Genomic DNA, 370 nt, shown 5'->3' on the forward strand with positions numbered 1-370 from the left:
AGGGCGGATCACGAAAGCCGGTGACAACTATATTAGAAGTCTGCTTGTGCAGGGGGCCAGATCAATTATGGCCAGTGCAGGCAGAAAAGACGACCCACTAAGTAAATGGGTTTGTGGTGTCAAAGATCGCCGCGGTTATTGGCGAGCAGCGATTGCTTTAGCGGCCAAAAATGCTCGTCACTGTTGGGCAATCCTTCACTATGGAGAGTCATTCGAAAGTTGTTACTCAACATAGACAAACAACTGACCACTCATGATGCCAACGCAAATATGATAAGGGTTAAGACCCCGCAAGAAGTCCCTGTGAAAACATTAGGATACGAATATCCGATTAGCGTATGAGGTTCTTGCGAGCGTCTTTCATTTTGGT

The 370-nt window shown here is 46.8% G+C and carries 1 pseudogene; it reads left to right on the plus strand.

Going from position 1 to position 370, the window contains the following annotated elements:
- Positions 1-235 (plus strand): annotated as a pseudogene (locus AACR11_RS21155) (IS110 family transposase); the annotation flags it as partial.
- Positions 236-370: the final 135 nt, after the last annotated feature.

Source organism: Vibrio sp. L85, from assembly GCF_963871815.1.
Taxonomy (GTDB): domain Bacteria; phylum Pseudomonadota; class Gammaproteobacteria; order Enterobacterales; family Vibrionaceae; genus Vibrio; species Vibrio harveyi.